The organism is Pseudomonas sp. NPDC089392 (assembly GCF_044749595.1).
Taxonomy (GTDB): Bacteria; Pseudomonadota; Gammaproteobacteria; order Pseudomonadales; family Pseudomonadaceae; genus Aquipseudomonas.
The window spans coordinates 120,476-139,971 of sequence record NZ_JBIVIF010000004.1 but is presented as its reverse complement, the minus strand read 5'-3'; the positions used below and the strand labels follow the sequence as shown (position 1 = coordinate 139,971).

The 19,496-nt window shown below is 64.4% G+C and carries 15 protein-coding genes; 1 reads left to right on the top strand and 14 read right to left on the bottom strand.

Annotation, left to right across the window (positions count from 1 at the left end; translation table 11 throughout):
* Positions 1–53: 53 nt before the first annotated feature.
* On the bottom strand, positions 54–275 hold the full coding sequence (locus tag ACIP1G_RS05920; RefSeq protein WP_400734655.1) for a DUF3820 family protein: 222 nt from the start codon (positions 273–275) through the stop codon (positions 54–56).
* 203 nt (positions 276–478) lie between these two features.
* On the opposite strand from ACIP1G_RS05920, the gene ACIP1G_RS05915 reads away from it, so the two are divergent.
* Positions 479–955 (top strand): PA2169 family four-helix-bundle protein, encoded by a 477-nt coding sequence (locus ACIP1G_RS05915; protein ID WP_400734653.1) that lies wholly within the window; start codon positions 479–481, stop codon positions 953–955.
* On the opposite strand, the gene ACIP1G_RS05910 is transcribed toward ACIP1G_RS05915, so the two are convergent.
* The 13 genes from ACIP1G_RS05910 to ACIP1G_RS05850 form a co-directional block, all read right to left on the bottom strand.
* Positions 952–2,442, bottom strand: coding sequence for a diguanylate cyclase domain-containing protein (locus tag ACIP1G_RS05910; RefSeq protein WP_400734652.1), 1,491 nt, complete (start codon positions 2,440–2,442; stop codon positions 952–954). The two genes, ACIP1G_RS05915 and ACIP1G_RS05910, sit on opposite strands and share 4 nt — an antisense overlap.
* A gap of 257 nt (positions 2,443–2,699) precedes the next feature.
* Positions 2,700–4,034, bottom strand: a complete 1,335-nt coding sequence (locus tag ACIP1G_RS05905; RefSeq protein ID WP_400734651.1) for an OprD family porin — start codon at positions 4,032–4,034, stop codon at positions 2,700–2,702.
* 205 nt (positions 4,035–4,239) lie between these two features.
* Positions 4,240–4,464, bottom strand: a complete 225-nt coding sequence (locus ACIP1G_RS05900; RefSeq protein ID WP_400734650.1) for a hypothetical protein — start codon at positions 4,462–4,464, stop codon at positions 4,240–4,242.
* Positions 4,465–4,743: 279 nt separating this feature from the next.
* Positions 4,744–6,147 carry a heavy metal sensor histidine kinase gene (locus ACIP1G_RS05895; RefSeq protein WP_400734649.1) on the bottom strand — a complete coding sequence of 468 codons (1,404 nt, stop codon included), beginning with the start codon at positions 6,145–6,147 and terminating at the stop codon, positions 4,744–4,746.
* Complete coding sequence (locus ACIP1G_RS05890; RefSeq protein WP_400734648.1) at positions 6,122–6,796, bottom strand: heavy metal response regulator transcription factor; 675 nt, start codon at positions 6,794–6,796, stop codon at positions 6,122–6,124. Before ACIP1G_RS05890 ends, ACIP1G_RS05895 begins: the two co-directional genes overlap by 26 nt.
* Positions 6,797–6,805: 9 nt before the next feature.
* Positions 6,806–9,898 (bottom strand): multidrug efflux RND transporter permease subunit, encoded by a 3,093-nt coding sequence (locus tag ACIP1G_RS05885; protein WP_400734647.1) that lies wholly within the window; start codon positions 9,896–9,898, stop codon positions 6,806–6,808.
* Complete coding sequence (locus ACIP1G_RS05880; protein ID WP_400734646.1) at positions 9,895–11,058, bottom strand: efflux RND transporter periplasmic adaptor subunit; 1,164 nt, start codon at positions 11,056–11,058, stop codon at positions 9,895–9,897. Before ACIP1G_RS05880 ends, ACIP1G_RS05885 begins: the two co-directional genes overlap by 4 nt.
* Before the next feature lie 403 nt (positions 11,059–11,461).
* The gene (locus ACIP1G_RS05875) at positions 11,462–12,196 is read right to left on the bottom strand and encodes a YkgJ family cysteine cluster protein (RefSeq protein ID WP_400734645.1); all 735 of its coding nucleotides are present in this window, start codon (positions 12,194–12,196) and stop codon (positions 11,462–11,464) included.
* Positions 12,193–12,504 (bottom strand): hypothetical protein, encoded by a 312-nt coding sequence (locus ACIP1G_RS05870; protein WP_400734644.1) that lies wholly within the window; start codon positions 12,502–12,504, stop codon positions 12,193–12,195. Before ACIP1G_RS05870 ends, ACIP1G_RS05875 begins: the two co-directional genes overlap by 4 nt.
* 88 nt (positions 12,505–12,592) lie before the next feature.
* A complete protein-coding gene (locus ACIP1G_RS05865) occupies positions 12,593–13,492 on the bottom strand; it encodes a chemotaxis protein (RefSeq protein ID WP_400734643.1) in 900 nt (299 codons plus the stop codon).
* A 1,195-nt stretch (positions 13,493–14,687) separates the two neighbouring features.
* Positions 14,688–15,872, bottom strand: a complete 1,185-nt coding sequence (locus ACIP1G_RS05860) for an HlyD family type I secretion periplasmic adaptor subunit (RefSeq protein WP_400734642.1) — start codon at positions 15,870–15,872, stop codon at positions 14,688–14,690.
* Complete coding sequence (locus ACIP1G_RS05855; RefSeq protein WP_400734641.1) at positions 15,869–18,037, bottom strand: type I secretion system permease/ATPase; 2,169 nt, start codon at positions 18,035–18,037, stop codon at positions 15,869–15,871. Before ACIP1G_RS05855 ends, ACIP1G_RS05860 begins: the two co-directional genes overlap by 4 nt.
* Entirely contained in the window at positions 18,034–19,470 is a 1,437-nt protein-coding gene (locus ACIP1G_RS05850) for a TolC family outer membrane protein (protein ID WP_400734640.1), read from the bottom strand. Before ACIP1G_RS05850 ends, ACIP1G_RS05855 begins: the two co-directional genes overlap by 4 nt.
* Positions 19,471–19,496 lie beyond the last annotated feature (26 nt).

Here is a 19,496-nt window from a genome sequence, read left to right as displayed (position 1 = left end):
AGATTGCGCGGTCCCTGTGGGAGCGGGTTCACCCGCGAAGAGGCCGGAACAGGTCAGCACCCATGCTTCTGCCGCAACGGCACCAGCAAGTCACCCAGGCCGTTATGGTCGATCTCATGCATCAACGCCAACAACCCCCCCAGCTCCCCCGCCGGGAAGCCCTTGCGCGCAAACCACGCCAGGTAATCCCCCGGCAGGTCGGCAATGATTCGCCCCTGGTACTTGCCGAACGGCATGCTGCGGGTCACCAGCAGTTCGAGGGTTTCCGGCTTCATCATCGGCGCACCTGGCTGTGTAAATGCGCCGACCATACTGCAATCTGCACGAAGCCCCAAGCGGCAATCATGCAGAACGCCGTTGTCAGGCTTCGCTAACTTATTTTTAACTACATGAATTAAAAGGACTTTATTTAGTTCTAAAGCTTGGCACGAACGCTGCTCCCTTACAGATGACTATCACCTGCCAAGGAGTTCGTACCATGAGCAACCCCAACAAAGACGTGATCGACGTGCTCAACGACCTGATCGAGTACAGCAAGGATGGCGAGAAAGGCTTCAAGGCCTCGGCCGATGATGTGAAGAACCCTGAACTGAAAGCGTTCTTCGTCCAGCGTGCCGGTGAGTGCAGCAACGCTGCCGGTGAGCTGCAAAGCGAAGTGCGCCGCCTGGGTGGCGACCCGGAAACGTCCACCAGCATCAGCGGCGACCTGCACCGCGGTTGGGTCAACCTCAAGTCGATGGTTACCGGCAAAGACGAAGAGGCGGTGCTGAACGAAGTGGAGCGGGGCGAGGACCACGCCCTCAAGGCCTACAAGGAAGCCCGCGAGAAGCTGGTGAAACTGGGCCGCACCGCTAGCGACATGACCTACAGCCTGGTGGAAAAACAGCTGCAAGGCGTGCAGCGCAACCATGACCAGGTCAAGGCCCTGCGCAACGCCGCGCGCGCCCGCAGTTAATCGGCAGGCCCCTCTACCCGGTTGCGGCCTTTGGCCTTGGCCCGGTAGAGCGCTTCGTCCGCAGCACCCAGCACCCTGGCCAGGTCGTGCTGGGTGCCGGACAGGCCGATGCCAATGCTGACTGTTACTGCATGGGCATCATCGGCAAACGGTGCCAGCGCCTCGACGCTGGCCCGGATGCGTTCGGCCAACAACTGTGCGCCGGCCAGGCCGGTTTCCGGCAGCACCACCTGGAATTCCTCGCCACCATAACGCGCCGCCAGGTCCGCTGGGCGGCGGATGCATGACTCGATGGCCTTGGCCACTTCGCGCAGGGCATGGTCACCACCGGCATGGCCATGGCGCTGGTTGAACGCCTTGAAATGGTCCACATCCACCATCAGCACGGCCAGCGGCTTGCGGTTGCGCTGGGCGCGGGCCCATTCCTGACGCAGCACCTGGTCCAGGCGGCGACGGTTGGCCAGGCCGGTCAGGCTGTCGGTGGCGGCGAGGGTCGCCAGGCCTTGTTCGGCCTCCTGACGGCGGCGCAGTTCGCGGCCCAGCAACAGCGTCAGCCAGAGAATGCCCACGCACAGCACCCCGGTGGCAACGCTGACCAGGATCGCGGTACGGCGCCAGGACTGGAACACCTCGTCGGCCGAGTGCACCACCAGCACGATCAGCGGCAGCTGCGCGACGCGGGCAAAGGTGTACATGCGCGGCTTGCCGTCACGGCTGGAGTGGGCGGTAAAGTTGCCGCTCTGTTCACTGAGGATGCGCTTGAAATTGGGCCGTTCGGCGTAATTGCTGCCGATCAGCGGGTCATGCGGGCGGCTGGGCTGGCGGGCGAGCAGCTGCCCGTCGCTGTTGAACAGGTTGATGCTGCTGTCGTCGCCAATGTCCAGGCGCTGGAACAGGTCACTGAAGTAGGACAGGCGCAGTGCACCCGCCGCTATCCCGGCGAACTCGCCATCAGGGCCGGAAATACGCCGGCTGAAACTGATGCACCAGTCGAGCTCGCCGAGCTTGGCCTTGAACGGTGGGCCCACCAGCAAACCGAGGTTGGCATTGTGCTGGTGCGCCTTGAATACGCCGGTGTCGCCAAAGTTGGCCTTGCGCGGCACGCTGCTGGTGGAGTCGCCCACCACATTGCCTTGCTTGTCCAGCCACAGAACGTCACCGCGCTTGCGGTCGACGAAGGCTTCATTGAACAGCAGGCGCTGGCGCATCGGGCCGGGTATATCCGTCAGTTCCTTACGCCCGACTGCCCAGATCAGGCCCTGCAGTGACTGGTCATAGAGCTCGACGTTACGCAGGATGTCGCTTTCGATCAGCTGGACGATGTTGTTGGACGAGCGAATGGCGGACAGCTCGACGCTGTCGCGTTCACGCGCCAGCAGGTAGCTGACGATGGCTACGATAGCGAGCACGGCAAGGCAACTGCCCAGGTTGAGGATCAGTTCGGGGTGCGACCTGTAGAGTGCGAAACGCGGGGATTGGGTGGGCATGCTCGCTACTGAGTGGGCAGGGCCATTCGCGGCGGCGACATTCTAGGGAAGCGGGTATTGTCGGACAAGATTTGTCCGACGGAATTACGGCTATCTCGACTGTACGGCTTTTGTAGGAGCGGCCTTGCGTCGCGATGGGCCGCAAAGCGGCCCCGGCGATACCGGCTGCGAAGCTGAAGATCTGGGGGCGCTTCGCACCCCTTTCGCGACACAAGGCCGCTCCTACAGGGGTTAAGCGTGCTGTCTACAAACGAGGGTCAGAACACGTTCAGTGGGTAATCGACGATCACCCGCACTTCATCGTTGTCGCTGTTGTCGTCGATCGACGCATAACCCTGGCTGCCACGGTGGGTGGCATAGCGCACCAGCACCGACAGGTCCTTCAGGTCACCTTCCTGGAACACGTATTTCACGTCCAGGTCACGCTCCCAGTGCATGGCGTTCTTGCCATCGGCGCGGTAGTAGTCGTAGTGGTCGGTGTTCTGGGTGGCCTTGGTCAGGTCCGCTTCACCGCGCGAGTACGACAGCGAGCTGGTCAGGCCGGGCACGCCGACACCGGCGAAGTCATAGTCGTACTGCAGCTTCCACGAACGCTCGTTGGGCGCATTGAAGTCCGAGTACATGCGCGAGTTGTCCAGGTACACGCTGTCGCCCAGGTTGATGTAGTCGAACGGCGTGTTGCCATTGACCCGCTGGTAGGCGGCAGTGACGCTGTGGTACCCGGCGTTGACGGTGAAGTGCACGCTGTAGGTATTGTTGTCGATCTTGCCCAGCAGGGCCTGGCCGGTGTCCTGGGTGTGGTAGAAGTGCACGCCCGGGTTCAGGCTGACCAGGTCGTTGACCACGTAGGTGTAGTCGAAGTCAGCGTAGTACTGGTTCCAGATGTCCTTCAGCTCGGCGGCGTACAGGTTGGCGGTGATGTTCGGGGTACCGCTCCACGATGCGCCGGCCCAGTTCAGGTGCTTGCTCTTGTCGTGTTCGTCCAGCGAGCCGTAGTAGGTGTCGATACGGCGGTGGCCGCTCTGGTTGTACGGGTGGGTGAAGCTCACCTGGCCGCCTTCGAGCAGCAGGCCGTCGACGCTGGTGTTGGTCAGGCTCACGCCACGGAAGGTCTGCGGCAGCATGCGGGTTTCGCCGCCAGCGATTACCGGGTTGGTGAGGAACAGGTCACCGGCCTTCAGCTCGGTGTCGAAGGCTTTCAGCTTGATCGCAGCCCCGGCAGTGGAGAACGAGTGTGGGGCCGCGCCCAGCTCGCCGTTGTCCTTGATGTGCTCGGGCAGGATGCTGGTACCGGCATGGCCACCACCGCCGTCGAGCTTCAGGCCCAGCATGGCATGGGCGTCCAGGCCAAAGCCGACCACACCTGGGGTGTAGCCCGACTCGAAGCGCGCAACCGCGCCCTGGCCCCACTCGCGGGTGTCGCGCACGCCGGCGTTGTGGTTGTCGCGGTTGAAGTAGGCATTACGCAAATGCAGGTTGAAGGACGAACCTTCGATGAAGCCATCAGCCTTGTCTTCATCTGCCTGGGCGGCGAAAGGGATAGTTGCAGTCAACGCAATGAACAGCGGGGTAAAACGAAACGCGGAAGACACCGGTACAAGCTCCTTTGGTCTGACGGTGGGGCAGTTTTTATTTTTGAATGTGCGTCTTTTTTATACATAGACGTTACAGCGGGGCTGAGAGTTAAGGCACATAAAAAAAGCCGCTGATCGGCAGCGGCTTTAAAAGGCTAACATATCGGCACCGGTGGTGCCCATGGCGTAGCCAAGGGAAATCGGGAGCAGTAACAGCGCTTGATCAGCTGTCGGCATTGGCATCGACAGAGACCTTGGAGGCGCTCTGTTTAGCGTCTTTGGCGGCGTCTACCTTCTGTGCGGCTACGGCTTCGCGGGCATCTTGGTGGACGGCGGCGAATTCAGCATTACGGGTGACGAACGCCTGGGATTCTTCGGCCATGGCCAGGGGCGACAACAACAGGGAAGACAGGACGAAGACGCTGGCAATACCCATACTGTTGGACATTTGAAACTACCTTCTTGCTGTGCAAGTGCTAATGAGGACGGGGGTAAAGTTAGTCCTTTCAATGCACTTGAAACAGAGCGAAGTGCGATAAGCACTGTTGCGCAAAAGGTAACGATCCATGAAAAAGCAATAGTACTTTCGCCGCAAACCCTTGTGCTAGACGCGGTCCCTGTAGGAGCGGCCTTGTGTCGCGATGGGGCGCGAAGCGGCCCTAGGTTCTGTGCTACGGCAACAAATGCTGGGGCTGCTACGCAGCCCGATCGCGACACAAGGCCGCTCCTACAGGGACCGCGTAGCCCTCAGGATCGGCAGCTGGATACCGAAGGTATTGACCCCAGCCCCACTGCGCACAAACACCTCCCCCCCATGCATCAACGCAATCGCCTTGACGATCGCCAACCCCAACCCATGGTTCCCGCCGCTGCTGTTGCTACGCGCCGCATCCACCCGGTAAAAGCGCTCGAACAGCAGCGGTAAATGCTCATCGTCAATCGCCGGCCCCGGGTTGCTCACGGCGATGCTGACCTGCTCGGGCCCGGCATCGATCTGCACCTGGATCACCTGGTGCGGCGCCGTGTGCTGCACGGCGTTGTTCAGCAGGTTGATCAGTGCCCGGCGCAGTTGGGCCTTTTCGATGGGCGCCTGGGCGTCGCCGGTCACGCTTACGCTGACCTGCGCGTCTTCGAGGATGTAGTCCAGGTAGTCGAGGGTGGTTGCCACTTCCTCGGCCAGCGAAGCCTGGGTCAGGGCGGTGGCCTTGCTGCCCTGGTCGGCGCTGGCCAGGAACAGCATGTCGTTGATGATGCTGCGCAGGCGCTCCAGCTCTTCCAGGTTCGATTGCAGCACTTCGAAGTAGTGCTCGGCACTGCGACCACGGGTGAGCGCCACCTGGGTCTGGCCGATCAGGTTGGTCAGTGGCGAGCGCAATTCGTGGGCGACATCGGCGTTGAATGCTTCGAGCCGCGAATAGGCCTGGCTGACCCGGTCGAGCGCGGCGTTGAAGGCACCGGCGAACTGCGCCAACTCTGGGGCCAGGGCCTGGGTCTGCAAACGCCCGTCCAGGCGCGGCGGGGCCAGGGCCTGGGCCTCGTTGGACAACGCCAGCAGTGGGCGCAGGCCGATGCGCGCTACCCAGTAACCCAGCAGCGAAGCCAGCAGTACGCCGAGTACCGCCAGCCCGACAATCGCCACCAGCAGGCTGTGCTGGGCCTGCCAGAAGGTTTCGGTGTCGATGCCGATCAGAAAGCGCAGCGTCGGCCGCTCGCCCAGCGCCGGCAGTTCGCTGACCAGCACCTTGTACGGGTAGGGCCGGTCGGGCAGGCGCAGGTCGCGCATGCCATGTGGGCCTTCGGCGAATGCACGGACCAGTTCGCTGGGGTGGCCATATTCATAGGCCGGGTTACTGCTGACCACCCAGAAGCGGATACGCTTGTCTTCTTCGCTGAGCAGGTTGAGCTTGTTGTTGATCTTGGCCCAGTGCTCGGGCGTGCCGAAGCGGTTGAGGGTGGATTCGAGCACGCTGAAGCGCGCGTCCAGTTCGGCTTGCGGCAGCAGGTCGAGGCTGCGGTCGACCTGGCGGTACAGCGCCGTGCCGATCAGCAGGAACACGACCAGCGCCACCAGGATGAACAGCGCCGACAGGCGCAGCGCGATGGAGTTACCCCGCACGGTTTTCCAGGACATAGCCCATGCCTCGGATGGTGTGCAATAGCTTGTTGTCGAAGGGCCCGTCGAGCTTGGCGCGCAGGCGCTTGATCGCCACCTCGACGACGTTGGCGTCGCTGTCGAAGTTGATATCCCAGACCAGCTCGGCAATCGCTGTCTTCGACAGGATTTCGCCCTGCCGGCGGGCCAGCACGCTGAGCAGCGAGAACTCCTTGGCGGTCAGGTCCAGGCGCTGGCCGGCACGCGTGGCCTTGCGTGCCATCAGGTCGATCCACAGGTCAGCCACCTGCACCTGCAGCGGTTCATGGCTGCTGCTGCGCCGGGTCAGGGCCTGCAGGCGGGCGACCAGCTCAAGGAACGAGAACGGTTTGCCCAGGTAGTCGTCGGCGCCTTCGCGCAGGCCGTGGATACGGTCTTCGACCCGTTCGCGGGCGGTCAGCATGATCACCGGCGTCTGCTTGCGCGCACGCAAGCCGCGCAGCACGCCATAGCCGTCCAGGCCGGGCAGCATCACATCCAGCACGATTACCGCGTAGTCGCCCTCCAGCGCCAGGTGCAGGCCGTCGATGCCGTCGCGCGCCAGGTCGACGGTAAAGCCCTGCTCGGTAAGGCCGCGATGCAGGTAGTCGGCGGTTTTTTCTTCGTCTTCGATGATCAGCACACGCATGGTCTTGTCCTAACTGGCACTGGGCGCTGCCGCACGGGCAGCCTGGCGGCGGTGGAACAGGCGCTCCAGGGCCAAGTATATGACCGGGGTGGTGAACAGCGTCAGCGCCTGGCTTACCAGCAGGCCGCCGACCACGGCGATGCCCAGCGGCTGGCGCAGTTCGGCGCCAGTGCCGAAGCCGAACATCAGCGGCACGGCGCCGAGCAAGGCGGCCAGGGTGGTCATGATGATCGGCCGGAAGCGCGTAAGGCAGGCCTGGTGGATCGCCTGCTCGGGTGTCAGGCCCTGATGGCGCTGGGCGTCCAGCGCGAAGTCGATCAGCAGGATGCCGTTTTTCTTGACGATACCAATCAGCAGCACCACGCCGATCAGCCCCATGATGCTGAAATCCTGGCCCATGGCCCACAGCAATATCAGCGCGCCGAGGCCGGCCGAGGGCAGGGTGGAGATGATCGTCAGCGGGTGCACGAAACTTTCGTACAGCACGCCAAGAATGATGTACACCGCCACCAGCGCCGCCAGGATCAGCCACGGCTGGCTCGACAGCGAGCTCTGGAAGGCCTGCGCCGCGCCCTGGAAGTTGCCGCTGATCGAGTCGGGCATGCCCAGCTCGCGCTGGGTGCGTTCAAGGATGCTCACCGCATCGCCCAAGGCCACGCCGGGGGCCAGGTTGAACGACAGGTTGGCGGCCGGGAACAGGCCATCATGGCTGATCGACAGCGGCCCGGTGCTGGGCGGCGTCACATGGGCCACTGCCGACAGCGGCACCATCTCGTTGCTCAGCGGCGAGCGCAGGTAGAAGTAGTTCAGGCTCTCGGCCTTGCCGCGCTGGCGAGCATCCAGTTCAAGAATCACCTTGTACTGGTTGGTCTCGGTCTGGAACTCGCTGATCTGCCGCTGGCCGAAGGCGTCGTACAGCGCCTGGTCGACGTCGGTGGTGGTCAGGCCGAAACGTGCCGCAGCCTGGCGGTCGATATCGATGCGGGTGACGCTAGCGCCCAGTTGCAGGTCGTTGGACAGGTCGCGGAACGCCGGGTTTTCCCGCAGGCGGTCGGTCAGGCGCTGGGTCCACAGGTTCAGCGCCACGCCGTCGTTGCTCTTGAGCACGTACTGGTACTGTGTGCGCGAAGGCCCGGAGCTGAGGTTGATGTCCTGACCGGCGCGCATGTACAGGACGATCCCTGGCACCTGGGCCAGTTTGGGGCGCAGCCGGTCGATCAGCTCGCTGGCCGACACATCACGCTCGCCGCGCGGTTTGAGGGCGATCCAGAAGCGGCCGTTGGCGATGGTCTGGTTGCTGCCGGTAACGCCCACCGAGTGCGAGAACGCGCGCACGGCCGGGTCGGCGCCGATGATTTTCGCCAGTGCCTGGTGCTTTTCGATCATTGACGGGTACGACACATCTGCTGCGGCTTCGCTGGTGCCGAGGATGAAACCGGTGTCCTGCAGCGGGAAGAAGCCCTTGGGGATGGCCACGTAACCGGCCACCGCCAGCGCCAGGGTCACACCGAACACGCCGAGGGTGAGGCGCTGGTGGGCGAGGGCGTGGTCAAGGCCTTTTTCGTACCACTTGACCAGGCGCTCGCCAAAGCCGCCCTTGTGCTCGCCTGGCGGGCGGCGCATGAACAGCGCGCACAGGGTCGGCGCCAGGGTCAGCGAAACCACCACCGAAATCAGGATGGTGGAAGTGGCGGTGAGGGCGAACTCCTTGAACAGCCGGCCGACCACGCCGCCCATGAACAGCAGCGGGATGAACGCGGCAATCAGCGAGAAGCTGATCGACACCACGGTAAAGCCGATTTCCCCGGCACCCTTGAGCGCCGCCGTGCGGCTGTCGTCGCCGGCCTCCAGGTGGCGGTGGATGTTCTCCACCACCACGATGGCGTCGTCGACCACGAAACCCACGGAAATGACGATGGCCACCAGGGTCAGGTTGTTCAGGCTGAAGCCGAAGATGTACATCAGCGCGCAACTGGCGATCAGCGACACGCCGAGCACGCTGGACACCACCATGGTCGCCGACCACTGGCGCAGGAACAGCGCCATCACCCCGATCACCAAGGCCACGGCGATCATCAGGGTCAGTTCCACTTCGTGCAGCGACGCGCGGATGGTCTGGGTGCGGTCCTGCAACACCGACACTTCGATCGAGGCCGGCAGCATCTCCTGCAGCTTGGGCAGGGCGGCCATTACCCGGTCAACGGTATCGACGATGTTGGCACCGGGCTGGCGGAAGATCACCAGGTTCAGCCCCGGCTGGTCGCCGGACCAGGCTTTGACGTAGGCGTTTTCGGCACCGTTGATCACCTTGGCCACGTCCTTGAGGTGCACCGGCGCACCGTCACGGTACGAGACGATCAGCTGGGCGTAGTCCTGCGGGTGGAACAACTGGTCGTTGGCAGCGATGGTCGACACGCTGTGCTCACCGTACAGCGCGCCCTTGGCCAGGTTCAGGCTGGTCTGCTGGATGGCCTGGCGCAGGTCGGCCAGGGTCAGGCCGATGGCCGCCAGCTTCTCGGGTTGCGCCTGCACGCGGATCGCCGGGCGCAATTGGCCGGTGATGTTGATCAGGCCCACCCCCTCGATCTGGCTAAGCTGGCGGGCCAGCAGGGTTTCGGCATAGTCGCTGAGGTCGTTGCCGGGCATCTGGTTGGAGCTGACCGTCATTACCAGCACCGGGCTGTCGGCCGGGTTGACCTTACGCCAGGTCGGCGGGTTGGGCAGGTCCTGGGGCAGGCGCGCGGTGGCCGTGTTGATCGCCGCCTGCACTTCCTGGGCGGCGGTGTCGATGTTCTTGTCGAGGGTGAACTGCAAGATCAGGGTGGTCGAGCCCAGCGCGCTGCTGCTGGTCATCTGGGTCATGCCGGGGATGGCACTGAACTGCACTTCCAGCGGCGTGGCCACCGACGAGGCCATGGTTTCCGGGCTGGCGCCGGGCAGTTGGGCGGTGACCTGGATGGTCGGGAAGTCCGCTTCCGGTAGCGGCGCCACTGGCAGGCGCGGGAAGGCGATGGCGCCCAGCAGCACCAGGGCGAAGGTCAGCAGCAGGGTGGCAATGGGGTGGTCGATGCACCAGGCCGAAACACCGTTGCGCGTGTTCATGGCTGGCTCCGGCGGTCGGCCATTTCCGACGGTGCGGGGGCGTCGGGGGTTACCTCGACCCGCGAGCCTGGCTTGAGCCGTGACTGGCCGTCGAGCACCAGGCGCTCGCCGGGCTTGACCCCGGCAATGATGTTCAGCCCGCTGTCCTGGTACAGCACCTTGACCGGCACGCTGGTGACCTTGTCGCCGTCCAGGCGGTAGACGAAGTGCCCGTCGACGCCGCGTTGCACCACCGGTGGCGGCACTACCAGGGCGTTTTCCTCCACCCCGGTGCGCAGGCGAATGGTGACCAGCTGGCCCGGCCACAGGCGGCCGTCCTTGTTGTCGAATTCGGCTTTGACCCGCACGGTGCCGGTGGTGGCGGAGATCTGGTTGTCGATCAGCGCCAGGTGGCCTTCGCCCAGCAGGCTGCGTTCACCGTCGGCATCCATGTAGGCCTGCACCAGTGCAGGGGTGGGCGCCTTCAACAGGCTTTGCAGGGTTGGCAGCATCTGCTGCGGCAGGGCGAATTCGACGGCGATCGGGTCGATCTGGGTGACGCTGAACAGGCTGCGGGTGTCGCTGGCGCGTACCAGGTTGCCAGGGTCGACGTTGCGAATGCCCACCCGGCCGGTCACCGGCGAGCGGATTTGCGTATACGACAGCTGCACCTCGGCATTGGCGATGGCCGCCTGGTTGCCCTTGACCGTGGCTTGCAGGCGGTTGACCAGGGCCTGTTGCTGGTCGAGGGTCTGCTTTGACACGCCGTTGTCGGTGCTCAGCAGGCGGTAGCGTTGCAGGTCGACATTGGCTACCTGGATCTGCGCCTGGCTTTGGCCCAGTTCCGCGCGGGCCTGGTCGAGGTTGGCGCGGATGGCGCGGTCGTCGAGGGTGGCCAGCAAGTCGCCTTCCTTCACCCACTGGCCTTCCTTGACCAGTACCTGGGTCAGCACCCCTTCCACTTGCGGGCGCACCTCGACGCTGTGCAGCGACAGCACCGAGCCGATGGCGCTGGTATAGCGCGGCACGTCCTGCTGGGCGACGTTGACCACACGCACCGGGATGGCAGTTTGCGCGCGGGCAGCGGGTGCAGGCTGGCGCTGGGCGAACCAGATACCCGCTACCGCCAGGACGAGAAGCGCCAGGGCGGCGAGGAGGACAGAACGGGACGGACGTCGCATCGGTGCGGGCACCTTGGCCAAAGGGGAGGGAAGGGTGGTCAGTATCCAATCTTATAACCCCCGAACCGGGTCGTCAGCGTGACCGCTGGCTGACAGCCGTGTCAGTTTCGGGTGTATGGCTTGGGTTTTTCAGCGCTTGTGAGATCGAGCGCCGCCCGCGCGGCGCTTCGCGGCTAAAGCCGCTCCTACGTTTGTTTCGGGCCAGTCCCTCCTGTGCCAGGCCCGCGCTACCGCCTTGTTTGTACGACGCGATATCGAGCCATGCGCCAAGGCGTACGCGCGCAAATCCCACAGGAATAATTGGCCCGAAACAAACGTAGGAGCGGCTTTAGCCGCGAAGCGCCGCGCGGGCGGCGCTCGATCTCACAGGCGCCCAACCTCTCAAGGCAAGCCCGTGCTTCACCTAAAACCCGATAAAGGCGTAATACAGCGGGGCCTCGCTGGTCGTGCGCAAACCATACCCCAGCAAGCTCGCCACCAGCGCCTGATCCTCCACATGCAAGGTCCACTGCGCACCGTCATCCCCTGGCACCTGCGCCAGCGCCGCGGCAAACGCATCCATGTTCGGCAGGTAGGCGGTAAACCCGTTGCCCTTGAGGGCACTGGTGGTCATGCCCAGCGCCTGGCACACCGCTACTTTGGCGGCAATGTCATCGCGGTCGGCCTGGCGCGAGGCCTGTACCAGCGCCTCCAGCCCGGCATCGGCCAATTGCGTGCCGTGGATCAGCTCCGGCCCCTGCTGCCAGGCTTCCGGCGGGCAGTCCTTGCCCTCTGGCCGCAGCGGAATATGTGGGTTGATTTCCACCGGGTAGATGCGGCAGACCAACGGTCGCTGGTCATAGATGGTGCACAGGTCGTTGTCGTCGAGGTTGTGGCAACGCCCGGGGTTGAACGCGGCAAAGGTCACCGACACCCGCGCCTCGCCGTCACCGCAAGGCACCGGATGGGAACGGCGCAGCACATGCTCACGTTGCTCCAGCGGCATGCCCGGGCCATCGCTGACAAAGGCCTCGATCAGCACGATCACCTGGCCGGCGTCATCCGCCCAGCGCCGGGCTTCGTTCAGGGTCAAAGGCACGTGGTGCCCGGTGCAGCACTTGCCGCAGCCGGTACAACCGAAACGCAAGCTGTCGGTCACTTGGCCTCCGGGCTCCATTCGCTGACGAAGGCACGCTGATGCTGGCGGTCGTACAGGCACAGCTCGGTGCCGGTGCGCTGCTGCATGTGCTGCTGGGGGTAGACGCCTTCGATCAGCAGGGCGCTCATGCCGACCTGGTCATCGAACTCGGCAGGCTTGCCGCGAGCGTGGGCGTCCTTGAACTGGCTGGCGGCCAGGCAAGCCTTGAGCATTTGCTGGCGCTGCTCGTTCCAGGCCTGGCTGCTGGAGGCCTGGGCGATACCGCTGAAGAGGAAGCAGCTGATCAGGATGGAGCTGAAAAACTTCATACGCAATTCCGGCAAGTTGCTTGCGAGGGGCGCGAATTATGCCCGACTCACTCCCTGCGGCAAGCCAGGGGGTATGTCACCGAATATATCAGCGCTCGGCGAACACCACGGCACGCGCCGCCACCACCAGACAATCGGTCAGTTCCGGCGAAGAAAACTTGGTAAGGATGGCATTGGCCCCGGCCTGGGTCGCTTTCTCGCTGCTCATGGCGCTGTCCAGCGAGGTGTGCAGCAGCACGTACAGGTGCTGGAAATCGGGCGTTTCGCGCAGGGTGCGGGTGAAGGCGTAGCCGTCCATCTCACTCATTTCGATGTCGGAGACGATCACGTTGATCTCCTGCTCGGTGCCTTGCAGCTCCAGCAACACGTTGATCGCGTCCTTGGCGCTGCGCGCGGTGTGGCATTCGATGCCGAGGTTGCGCAGGGTGTGCACTGACTGCTGCAGGGCCACGTTGCTGTCGTCCACCACCAGGATGTTGCTGGCGGCCAGCAGGCTGGCGTCTTCTTCGCTCAGGCCACTGTGATGGATTTCGGCTGCGGGCGGGGCAATCCCGTGAATGACTTTTTCTATGTCCAGTACCTGCACCAGAGTGTTGTCGACCCGGGTCACGCCGGTGATGAACGAGCGGTTGCCCGAAGCGTAGGGTGGCGGTTTGATGTCGGTGCTCAGGCAATGCACGATGCGGCTCACCGCCTGTACATGCAGGCCCTGGCGCGAGCGGCTGATCTCGGTGACGATCAGGCAGCCGCCGTTCGGGTCTTCCAGCGGCCGCTCGCCGATGGCACGGGACAGGTCGATGACCGACAGCGAATGGCCACGCAAGGTGGCCACGCCTTTCACGTGGGGGTGTGATTCGGGCAGCTTGGTCAGCGGCGGGCAGGGGATGATCTCGCTGACCTTGAGCAGGTTGATTGCCATCAGCTTGCCGCTGCGCAGGGTGAACAGCAGCAGCGACAGCGAGTCCGCGCGAGCATTTTGCGTGGCCATGGTGACCTTCGATGGGGAACAGGGGATAACCGGTTATCGGCCTGTTCGGGCTGGGCTTTAGGGTGGCGTGGTAGTGGTTGGGTTTGACTTGAGTCTTATGCTGGTTTTGAGATCGAGCGCCGCCCGCGCGGCGCTTCGCGGGGCAAGCCCGCTCCCACTGTCTGTTTCGGGCCAGTCACTTCTGTGAGGTCACCTCTGTCCGCCTTGTTGGTTCCATTCGATATTGAAAGTGTCGCTGCTGTTTATCGATTTCCAGTCATACACCCAGGGTGCGCGCGCCTCTGCAACAGGAGTAACTGGCCCGAAACAGATGTAGGAGCGGGCTTGTCCCGCGAAGCGCCGCGCGGGCGGCGCTCGATCTCGCAGGCGCTGCAAAATCCTAGGCATGCACTTTCCCGCCTTCACACAATCAAGGGCCAAACCTGCCTCAACGCGCCATACCTAACTCGGCCTCAGAGGGGGAAGATCGGGAACTGTCTTTTTCATATCAATCACTCGTATGGTTACTGATTGACCGCCTCTCCGATTCCACACGAAGGGTGGCAGTTGTACGCGGTGTGGAATCCAGGCTACGAGTAAACCCGGTAGGCTTTGGGCCTTCCGCGCACAACTGCCATGACGACAGCTACTCAGTAATTGATCGGGATTCCACCCCCGGCCGCTGGATATCAGCGACCAGCAAAGGCTAGAGGGTCAGAATTCCAGTAACAATCAGACGCGAGTCGACAGGCGTTGTAGGGTATTTCCTCGGGTTAGGTATCGCTAGATCTGAGTTGTAGGGGATGTCTGAAATGTGCGTCAGGGTGTTGGGCTGTAGTGATGGTTGGGGCTGCCAGGTGCCTGTCTATAGTTCGCATTGGGTGTGAGAGGTGCCCGGCACTACACATTTGGCGCCTGTAAGATCGAGCGCCGCCCGCGCGGCGCTTCGCGGGGCAAGTCGGATCGCCGCACCGCCGCTCCCACTGTCTGTTTCGGGCCAGTCACTTCTGTGAGGTCACCGCTGTCCGCCTTGTTTGTTCCCCTCGATATCGGCTGCGCCGCTGCTGTTTCTCAATCTCCAGCCATGCACCCAGGGTGCGCGCGCCTCTGGCACAGGAATAACTGGCCCGAAACAGATGTGGGAGCGGCCTTGCGCCGCGAAGCGCCGCCCGCGCGGCGCTCGATCTCACAGGCGCAGCAAATCTCCAGCCATACATTACCGTTCCCGCAGCGCCTCCTTGGCCCGGTTCAGCGGTTTTATCAGGTAATCGAGGATGGTCTTCTCTCCAGTACGGATATCCACCGTGGCAATCATCCCCGGCACGATCGCGAAATGCTTGCCGGCCTTGTTCTGCAAGCTGTCCTGCTCGGTACGGATGAACACCCGGTAGTAATAGATCTCCGGCTTCACCTCATCCTGCAGGGTATCCGGCGAAATCCCCACCACCTTGCCATCCAGCCCGCCATACACCGAGTAGTCATAGGCACTGATCTTGACCTTGGCCGCCTGGTCCGGGTGGATGAAGGCAATGTCACGCGGGGCGATGCGGGTTTCGATCAGCAGGCGTTCGTCCATCGGCACGATCTTCATCACCTGGCCACCGGGCTGCACCACGCCACCCAGGGTGTTGACCTCGATGTCCTTTACGATACCGCGTACCGGCGAGCGCAGGGTCAGGCGGGTGAGCGAGTCGCTGCGCCCGCGGATCACTTCCGACAGGCTGTCGGCTTCGGCGCTGGCCTTGGCCAGTTCTTCGCGGGCCCGTACCAGGTAGTCGGAGCGGGCTTCGTTGGCTTTCAGTTCCAGCTCCGAGCGCTGGCGGTTCAGGCGGATCACCTCGACCCGGCTGGAGGCGCCCATCTTTGCCAGGTTTTCGGTGATCTTCAGTTCGCTGCGTACCAGTTGCAGCGAGTCCTCGATGCCGGCCAGGGTCTGCTCCAGGCCGCGGCGGCGGGTCTGGTACAGGGCGGTTTCGGCGTCGATAAGTTCGGGCGAGTCACGCAGGCTTTCGGGGAACGTCAGCGGCTTGCCTGTCACCTCCGCTTGCAGGCGCGCCTGGCTGGCCTTGGCGGCGCGATACTTGGCCTCGCTTTCGCCAACGCTGGAGGCGGTCTTGGTCGGATCGAGCTGGGCCAGGATCTGACCGCGGTCAACAAGGTCGCCTTCGGCCACGCTCATCTGCGCGACGATGCCGCCTTCGAACGACTGGATCACCTGCTCCCGCGAGCTGGGGATCACCTTGCCGGTGCCGGTGGACACCTCGGTCACTTCGAACCAGGCCGCCCAGGCCAGGAACGCCGCCAGCATCAGCGCGCAGATGGTGATGATGCGGCCGGCGCGGAATACCGCCTGGTCGTCTTGCCCATCCAGGTAAGAGACCGGGAGTTCGTGGTTGCTCATGCCTGCGCTCCTTGCAGTTTGGCCAGCGCGGCATCGCGGCTGTCGTCGATGACAATGCGCCCGCCATCCAGCACTAGGATGCGGTCGACCCGTTGCAGCACGCTCAGGCGGTGGGTGGCGATCACCAGGGTGCGGCCCTGACAGAAGCGTTCCAGGTTATCCAGCAGCTTGCGCTCGGTCATGTCGTCCAGCGACGCGGTCGGCTCGTCCAGCAGCAGCACCTGCGGCTGGCGCACCAGCAGGCGCGACAGCACCAGGGCCTGGCGCTGGCCGCCCGACAGGCCCAGGCCACCTTCGAGGATCAAGTGGTCCATGCCCTTGGGCAGGCGGCGGACAAAATCCAGCGCGCCGGTGGCGGCCAGCGCGGCCACCAGCTCCTGGTCGCTGGCCTGGCCGGCGCCGAGGGTGAGGTTTTCCCGCAGGGTGCCGTGGAACAGCCGCGCGTACTGCGGTAACAAGCCCACATCGCGGCGCAGGTCGGCGGGGTCGAGGTGGGCCATGGCGATGCCGTCCAGGCTGACCTCGCCTTGCACCAGGTCCATGGCCCCGCCCAAGGCTTGCAGCAGGGTTGATTTGCCGGCGCCGTTGCGCCCGAGCACGGCAATGCGCTCGCCCGGCTGGATATCCAGCTGGCCAATGTTCAGCACTGGCGGCGACTCTTCGCTGTAGCGGAAGTTGGCCTGGCGCAGGCGGTACTCGCCGCGAATGGCCGGCAGGTGCACGCGGGCTTCGCCTTCGGGGTGGTCGACCGGCGACTGCATCAGCTTGTCCAGCCCTTGCAGAGCTACCTTGGCCTGCTGCCAGCGGGTCAGTACATGGGTCAGCTGGGCCAGCGGCGCCATCATCCGCGACGACAGCATCGACGCCGCCACCAGGCTACCGGTGGTGAGGTCGCCGGCGATCACCATGGGCGCGCCGATCACGATCACCACGGCAAACACTGCGCCCTGCACGTTCTGCGTCCAGGTCACCAGGCCATTGGTGAGGGTGCGCAAACGCAGGTTGGTGTGCGCGCAGGCCGCGTTGTACTGGTTCCACTGCCGTTCGAAGCGGGCTTCGGCCTGCAGAGCCTTGATCTCGTCCAGGCCCTGGATGCTTTCCACCAGCATGGCGTTGCGCAGTGCCGATTCGCGCATCGAGGCATTGGCCAGCCGCGCCAGGCGCCGTTGCGCGAGCAAACCGGGCAACACCATGGCCAGCAGCGCAACCAGCGGGATGAACACCAGTACGCCGCCGATCAGCCAGAACACCAACAGGAACAGCAAGAAGAACGGCAGGTCGGCCAGTGCCGTGGCGGTGCTGGAGGTAATCAGGTCGCGGATCGACTCCAGCTCGCGCAGTTGCGAGATGAACGAACCGGTAGATTTCGGCCGCACCGAGTTGCGCAGGCGCAGGGCATGCCCGTAGACCAGGTCGCTCACCCGCAGGTCGGCGCGCTTGCCGAGCAGGTCGGTCACCTTCAGCCGCAGCAGGCGCATGCTGAAGTCGAACACCAGCGCCAGCACCACACCACCAAACAGCACGTACAAGGTTGGCAGTGATTCGGCCGGGATCACCCGGTCGTACACCTGCATCGAGAACAGCACCCCGGCCAGCGCCAGCACGTTGGCCACCAGTGAGGCGACCATCACCTGCCCGTATGGGCGCAGGTCGCGCAGCACGATGCGGGCGAACCAGTGGCGGTCGTAGGGCGCGGTGTAGTCGTCGGTGCGCACGTCACGCAGTGGCCGCGCCGGGCGCAGCAGGGCGACGCGGTTGATGCGGCCCTTGAGGGTGTCGCGGGGCAGGCGTGAGGTCAGCCCCTGGTCGCCGGCAAACACCACGGCCAGGTCGTCCTCTTCGGTCACCGACTCGACTACCGCCAGCTGGCCATCGTCCAGCTCCAGTACCAGCGGCGTGCGCCACTGCCGCAGGCCCTTGGCATCGAAGCGCACGAAGCGCAGGGCCAGGCCGGCCTGGCGCGCCATGTGGCGGAGGATTTCGTCCAGCGGGCGGGCGTCCTCGACGGCGGCCAGGCGAATGCGCTGGGGCGATACGTCCAGGCGGTAGTGGTGCGCCACCTGCAGCATCACTTCCAGCCATGGCCCAAGATCGGGCCGGTGGACCTCTTCGGGGGCTGCAGCGGGGGGCTGGTTGGGCAGGGTCACATTGATGGAATCGCTCATGGCTGGATCTCCACACCTTGCAGGTTGCGCCCCTCAAGGCCAAAGGCCGTACGCAGGGCACCGGTGTTGTACAGGCAGTCGACATCCAGACGCAGCAGATCGGAGCGGGTGCCGGCAAGTTCGAAGCGTGACTGGTAGATCTCCTGCTCGGCGTTGAGCAGGTCGAGCAGCGGCCGGGTGCCCAGGTCCAGGTATTGGCGGCCGTAGAGCATGCGGGCCTCCTGGATGCTGACCTGGCGCGCTTCCAGCGAGCTCAGCCGGCGGCCCAGGCCGGAGGTTTGCGCCATGGCCTCGGCCAGGCCGCGACGAGCCTGGAGGCGCGCCGCGTCCTCGGCGGAGTCGGCGGCGGTCAGTGCATGGTTGGCCGCGCGCGAGCGGGCGCTGATGGCGCCGCCCTGATAGATGGGCACCTCGACGTTCAGGTAGATGCCCGCCTGTGTGCGGTCCATGCGTGAGTTGTCACGGTTGTAGTCGTTGTCCAGGTAGTGGTTGACCTGCGGTTGCAACGACACGGTCGGGTAGGCCTCGGCCTTGGCCTGGGCCAGCTCGGCCTGGCCTTGGGCGCGCTGGGCCAGGGCCATCAGCACGGCGGGCAGGCGGTCATCGCCTTGCGAGGGCCGCTTGCACGCCTGGTTCAACGCAGGGGGTGAGTCTTCGGCCAGCGCCGGCGGGGTCACGCGCCCCATCAGCGCCGCCAGGGTCGAGCGCCAGCGTTCGTACTGCGACTGGTATTCCTCCAGCGTGGCGCGAGCGCTTTCCACGCGGGACTCGGCCTGCACCACGTCGGAGCGTGTGCTGGCGCCCATGTCGCTGCGCTGGCGGGCCATGCCGGCAATGTCGCCGACCCCGCGAATCTGGTCACGGGCAATGGTCATCAGTTGCTCGTAGCGGCGGGTTTCGATCCAGGCATAGGCGGTGTCACGGGCCAGGTCATCCACTACCAGCAGGATATTGGCTTGGGCGCGGGCGGCGGCGGCCTGGGCTGCGCTGACGGCGCTGTCGACCTTGCCGAAGTCGTAGAGCATCTGTTTCAGCGACAGGTTAAGCGCCTGGCTGTTGCGGTCGCCGCCGTAGCCGGTGTCGTAACCGGTGCGGATACCGCCGGAAATCTGCGGGTAGTACCCCGCGCGGGCGACGTTGATGCCTTCGCCCTGCTTGTACAGGTTGCCGATGGCTTCGGCGATGCTGGGGTGCCATTGCGCGGCCTGCAGCACCGCTTCGGTCAGCCCCAGGCGTTCGCCACTGGCGACCGGGGCCATGCCAATGGCAGGGCGGGCGGCCACCGCGTCGGGCGCATCCCGTAGCAGGGATGGCCCGATGTGGCGCAGTTGGGGGTCTATATCATCGGCTGCGTGGGCAACCGGGTGGAAGTTGAGGGCCAGGAGCCCGAAGGCTCCCAGCAACAGCGGTGACAGCGGACTGCTTCGCTTCACATAGTTCCCTTACTGCTGGTCGTCCA

Bases quoted from the DNA above. Each gene is read 5' to 3' on its own strand.
- ACIP1G_RS05920 (WP_400734655.1), bottom strand. From the start codon at position 275: ATGAAGCCGGAAACCCTCGAACTGCTGGTGACCCGCAGCATGCCGTTC.
- ACIP1G_RS05915 (WP_400734653.1), top strand. From the start codon at position 479: ATGAGCAACCCCAACAAAGACGTGATCGACGTGCTCAACGACCTGATC.
- ACIP1G_RS05910 (WP_400734652.1), bottom strand. From the start codon at position 2,442: ATGCCCACCCAATCCCCGCGTTTCGCACTCTACAGGTCGCACCCCGAA.
- ACIP1G_RS05900 (WP_400734650.1), bottom strand. From the start codon at position 4,464: ATGTCCAACAGTATGGGTATTGCCAGCGTCTTCGTCCTGTCTTCCCTG.
- ACIP1G_RS05895 (WP_400734649.1), bottom strand. From the start codon at position 6,147: ATGTCCTGGAAAACCGTGCGGGGTAACTCCATCGCGCTGCGCCTGTCG.
- ACIP1G_RS05890 (WP_400734648.1), bottom strand. From the start codon at position 6,796: ATGCGTGTGCTGATCATCGAAGACGAAGAAAAAACCGCCGACTACCTG.
- ACIP1G_RS05885 (WP_400734647.1), bottom strand. From the start codon at position 9,898: ATGAACACGCGCAACGGTGTTTCGGCCTGGTGCATCGACCACCCCATT.
- ACIP1G_RS05880 (WP_400734646.1), bottom strand. From the start codon at position 11,058: ATGCGACGTCCGTCCCGTTCTGTCCTCCTCGCCGCCCTGGCGCTTCTC.
- ACIP1G_RS05870 (WP_400734644.1), bottom strand. From the start codon at position 12,504: ATGAAGTTTTTCAGCTCCATCCTGATCAGCTGCTTCCTCTTCAGCGGT.
- ACIP1G_RS05865 (WP_400734643.1), bottom strand. From the start codon at position 13,492: ATGGCCACGCAAAATGCTCGCGCGGACTCGCTGTCGCTGCTGCTGTTC.
- ACIP1G_RS05860 (WP_400734642.1), bottom strand. From the start codon at position 15,872: ATGAGCAACCACGAACTCCCGGTCTCTTACCTGGATGGGCAAGACGAC.
- ACIP1G_RS05855 (WP_400734641.1), bottom strand. From the start codon at position 18,037: ATGAGCGATTCCATCAATGTGACCCTGCCCAACCAGCCCCCCGCTGCA.